This window comes from Microbacterium sp. HMWF026 (genome assembly GCF_003061325.1).
In the GTDB taxonomy this organism is placed as follows: Bacteria; Actinomycetota; Actinomycetes; order Actinomycetales; family Microbacteriaceae; genus Microbacterium; species Microbacterium testaceum_E.
The window spans coordinates 1-3,604 of record NZ_QAJB01000453.1 but is presented as its reverse complement, the minus strand read 5'-3'; the positions used below and the strand labels follow the sequence as shown (position 1 = coordinate 3,604).

General features: G+C 73.1%; 5 protein-coding genes. 1 reads left to right on the top strand and 4 read right to left on the bottom strand.

The window, feature by feature from the left end:
* Nucleotides 1–2: 2 nt before the first annotated feature.
* Nucleotides 3–647: a CYTH domain-containing protein gene (locus tag DBR36_RS16440; protein WP_108320771.1), complete on the bottom strand. Its 645-nt coding sequence runs from the start codon at nucleotides 645–647 to the stop codon at nucleotides 3–5.
* Nucleotides 644–871 carry a response regulator gene (locus DBR36_RS16435; protein ID WP_108320770.1) on the bottom strand — a complete coding sequence of 76 codons (228 nt, stop codon included), beginning with the start codon at nucleotides 869–871 and terminating at the stop codon, nucleotides 644–646. Before DBR36_RS16435 ends, DBR36_RS16440 begins: the two co-directional genes overlap by 4 nt.
* Nucleotides 872–939: 68 nt before the next feature.
* Between DBR36_RS16435 and DBR36_RS16430 the strand changes: the two genes are divergently transcribed.
* Entirely contained in the window at nucleotides 940–1,695 is a 756-nt protein-coding gene (locus DBR36_RS16430; RefSeq protein WP_108320769.1) for a glutamine amidotransferase, read from the top strand.
* Here DBR36_RS16430 and DBR36_RS16425 read toward each other — a convergent pair.
* Both DBR36_RS16425 and DBR36_RS16420 read right to left on the bottom strand, forming a co-directional pair.
* Nucleotides 1,683–2,435 carry an NAD(P)H-hydrate epimerase gene (locus DBR36_RS16425; RefSeq protein WP_108320768.1) on the bottom strand — a complete coding sequence of 251 codons (753 nt, stop codon included), beginning with the start codon at nucleotides 2,433–2,435 and terminating at the stop codon, nucleotides 1,683–1,685. The two genes, DBR36_RS16430 and DBR36_RS16425, sit on opposite strands and share 13 nt — an antisense overlap.
* The gene (locus DBR36_RS16420; protein WP_108320767.1) at nucleotides 2,428–3,462 is read right to left on the bottom strand and encodes a YihY/virulence factor BrkB family protein; all 1,035 of its coding nucleotides are present in this window, start codon (nucleotides 3,460–3,462) and stop codon (nucleotides 2,428–2,430) included. Before DBR36_RS16420 ends, DBR36_RS16425 begins: the two co-directional genes overlap by 8 nt.
* Nucleotides 3,463–3,604 lie beyond the last annotated feature (142 nt).

Sequence of the window (3,604 nt, the reverse complement as noted above, 5' to 3'; positions counted from 1 at the left end):
GGTCAGTGACCGAGGGCGCGCGCCAGTTTCGAGCCGGATGCCGCAGGCCGGCCGCCGGCGGCGAAGACGGCCTCATCGACGGCGGCGAAGAACGCGGCGCGCTCGGCGTCGTCGGCGGGGGCGGCGGGACCGAGCTCGACCTCCCACTCGCGCCAGGCCGATTCGGCGTCGCGGCGTTCGTCGCGGGCACGGACCCGGTCGTCGACGAACTCGGCGACCTCACGGCCCTCGGCATCGAGCAGGGCGTATGCCGTGCGGGCGTTGCGCACCCGCGCGAGGGGCAGGAAGGGCGGCTGCGCGAGGGAGGACACGGCATCCTGGATTGCCTTGGGAACCACCGGGTCGGCGTCGTCGTCGGTCACGTCACCCAGCGGCCACTGCGTCTCGCGGCGACCGCCTCGCTCGAGGGGGCCTTTGACATGCCAGCCCTCGTCGGGACCGCCGCGGCGGCGTCGCACCGCCACGCCCGCCCGCGCCAGTGCGGTGTCGGGGGTGTCGACGTACCGGGCGTCGAGATCGCGCGGCTCAGCGTCGCCGACGCGCACCACGCCGGGCAGCGTCGACCAGTCCGGAAGGGGCGTGTCGGCGTCGACGTCGTACTTCTTCTCGACCTCGACGCTCGACCCGCCCGCGGGGGCTGCGCTCAATCGTCGCGCCCGTAGCCGTCGGGGTTGATGTCCTCGGTCTCTTCGGCGTACACGAAGACGCTCTGGGTGGGGCCGTCGGCATCCCCGGTGTTCGTCGCCTCGCCCTGGCGGCGGTAGACCAGCTGGCCCTCGCTGTAGGGCATGATCAGCGTGTCGTCGGAGTCGTTCTCGAGGGGGATGACCTGCCCGTCGAGCGGGCCTCCGGTCAGTCGTGCGATAGCCATGTCGCCAGCGTAGACCGCGGGCGCCGCAGCGCCCGGCGCCTTGACACCGCTGACCTAAAATCGCTCGGGTGACTGCGACGGACCTCCCCGGCGACCGCCCCTTCGTCCTGCTGGCCACGCGGGCCGAGGACCTGCCGGCCGATGAGGAGTACGCGCTCTTCCTCCGGTACACCGGGCTCTCCCCCGAGCGGCTCCTGCGCGTGCGCCTCGAACGCGACCCGATGCCGCCGCTCGACCTCGACGAGGTGTCGGGCATCCTCGTCGGCGGGAGCCCCTTCAACGCCTCCGACCCCCTCGAGAAGAAGTCGGCGGTGCAGCGACGGGTCGAGGCCGAGATGGCCGAGCTCGTCGCCGAGGTCGTCGCCCGCGACACGCCGTTCCTGGGCGCCTGCTACGGCGTCGGCACCCTCGGCACGCACCTCGGCGCCCCGATCGACGCAACCTTCGCCGAGCCCATCAGCGTCGTCGACATCCGCCTGACGGCGGCGGGCCGCGCGGATGCGCTGACGACCGGCCTGCCCGAGGGCTTCACCGCCTTCGTCGGCCACAAAGAGGCGATCAGCGCTCTTCCTCCCCAGGCGGAGCTGCTGGCATCCTCTCCCACCTGCCCCGTGCAGATGTTCCGGCTCGGACGGAACGTGTACGCCACCCAGTTCCACCCCGAGCTCGACCTCGACGGCATCGTCACGCGCATCCACGCCTACGCGTCGTACGGGTACTTCGGTCCCGACGAGCTCGACCTCACCCTCGCGGCGGTACGGCGCGCGCCGGTGACGGCTCCGTCGCGACTGCTGCGAACGTTCGTCGAGCGCTACGCGCGCTGAGCCACCGCGTCCGAGGATCCCGGCGTCGACACGCGCACGAGATCGAGCGGCGCGGTCAGGGCGGGCCGCGCGAGGCGGAGCGCGGCGTCCAGACCCAGGTCGACAAGGTGCACGCGACCGGCCAGGCCGGGCCCGCGACCGCGCACGAGACCGGCCTTGAGGGCGCCGAAGGTGACGGTGACGTCGGCGGGGAGGACGGCGGCATCCGCGGATCCGTCGTCGGGGTCCAGGCCGCTCGGCAGATCGACCGCCACGACACGCGGCCGCGTCGGTAGCGACAGCACGCGCTCGACCAGCGCCCGCGCGCTGCCGCTCAGTCGCCGGTCGGCGAGGCGACCGATGCCCAGGATGCCGTCGATCACGACCGTGTAGTCGGCGAGATCGGCGCACGCCTCGGACGTCGACCGCACGCGGGCTCCCGCGGCGGTGGCCGCCTCGAGGGCGGCGCGGTGCACCCGGTCGCGGACGAGGACCACGTCGACCCGGTCGGCGACGCCGCATAGTTCGGCCGCCGCGTACAGGGCGTCGCCGCCGTTGTCCCCCGCGCCGGCGATGACGAGAATCGCCCCCGGGCGGGCTCGCAGCTCGGCGCCGACGACGTCGGCGAGAGCCGAGGCGGCCCACCGCATCAGCGGGAGTCCGGCGGCGAGCGCGGGCTTCTCGGCGGCGCGGACCGCGTCGGCCTCGTACGCGGGGACGCGAGGCGCGCTCTCGCGGGCTTCAGACGCGGACTCAGGCATCGGCGGCGGCCTTCTGCGCCGCGGCCGCGAGGGTCTCGCGTTCCTTCTTCTCGGCCGCGCGGGCGGCATCCAATTCTCCGGTCGCCGCCCGTACCGCCTTCTCGGCGCGGGCGACGCGGAACTGGATCAGGGTGGAGGCGCCGTATTTCGCCTTGACGCGGTCGTGGTCCTCTTCGGTGGCGACCGTGATCCACGCGCCGGAGAGCAGGATGACCTGGCTCGACAGGTTGAGCCACAGCAGCAGCGCGATGAGCGAGGCGAAGGTCGTCAGCAGCGGATTGTTGCCCGCACCGCCCACGAAGAGGCCCGACAGCTGCTGCAGCACGACCAGACCGACGCCACCGAGAAGGGCACCGCGGATGAGCGTGCTCCGGCGGGCCTTCACCCCCGACAGGGAAGCGAAGGCGACGGCGACGGCTGCCGTGTCGAGCAACAGGACGACGGCCGTCGAGATCAGCCAGGTGAGAACGGCGCTGACCCAGGAGTCGGCCGGGATCCCGAGCAGTTCGCGGACGAAGGTCAGTCCCGCCGTGGCGAGGAAGGTCACGACCGCGGCGCCGACGAGGGCGACGCCGATGCCGACGGCGACAGCGAGATTGCGCAGGATCACCAGGACCGGGAGGGTGTCGTCGGTGGTGACCCCGGCGATCTGACGCAGAGCCGTGCGCAGGGTGCCGATCGCGCCGATGGCCGCACCGACAAGACCGAGGGCACCGATGACGCCCGCAACGGTGAACTCGCGGGGGGCGTCGAGCCTGCTGACGTCGAGCAGGCCGTCGGGACCGACCAGCCCGGGCACGACGTTGTTGACCGACCGCTCGAGCGCGGCGAGGGCGTCGGGGTTGCCCGAGAGCCAGATCGCCGCGAACGAGAAACCGATGAGGACGGCGGCGAAGAGGCTGAACAGCGTGCGGTAGGTGACGCTGTCGGCCAACGCGGGACCGCGGGCGCCCGAGTAGACCAGGAAGGCGCGCACGATGCGGAGCGACAGGGCCCACGCGGTGACGCGACGGATGAGGTCGGCCATTGGCTCAGGCTATCCGCCGGGTGACCCGGTGCCGTGCGGGCTTGACCGGCGCGTCGGCGCACGGCACCGGGCGCCCGTCGCACCGCCGCGCGCGCTCACCCGTGCAGGATCCGCCACCACGCCCCGCCGAGCAGATACGGCC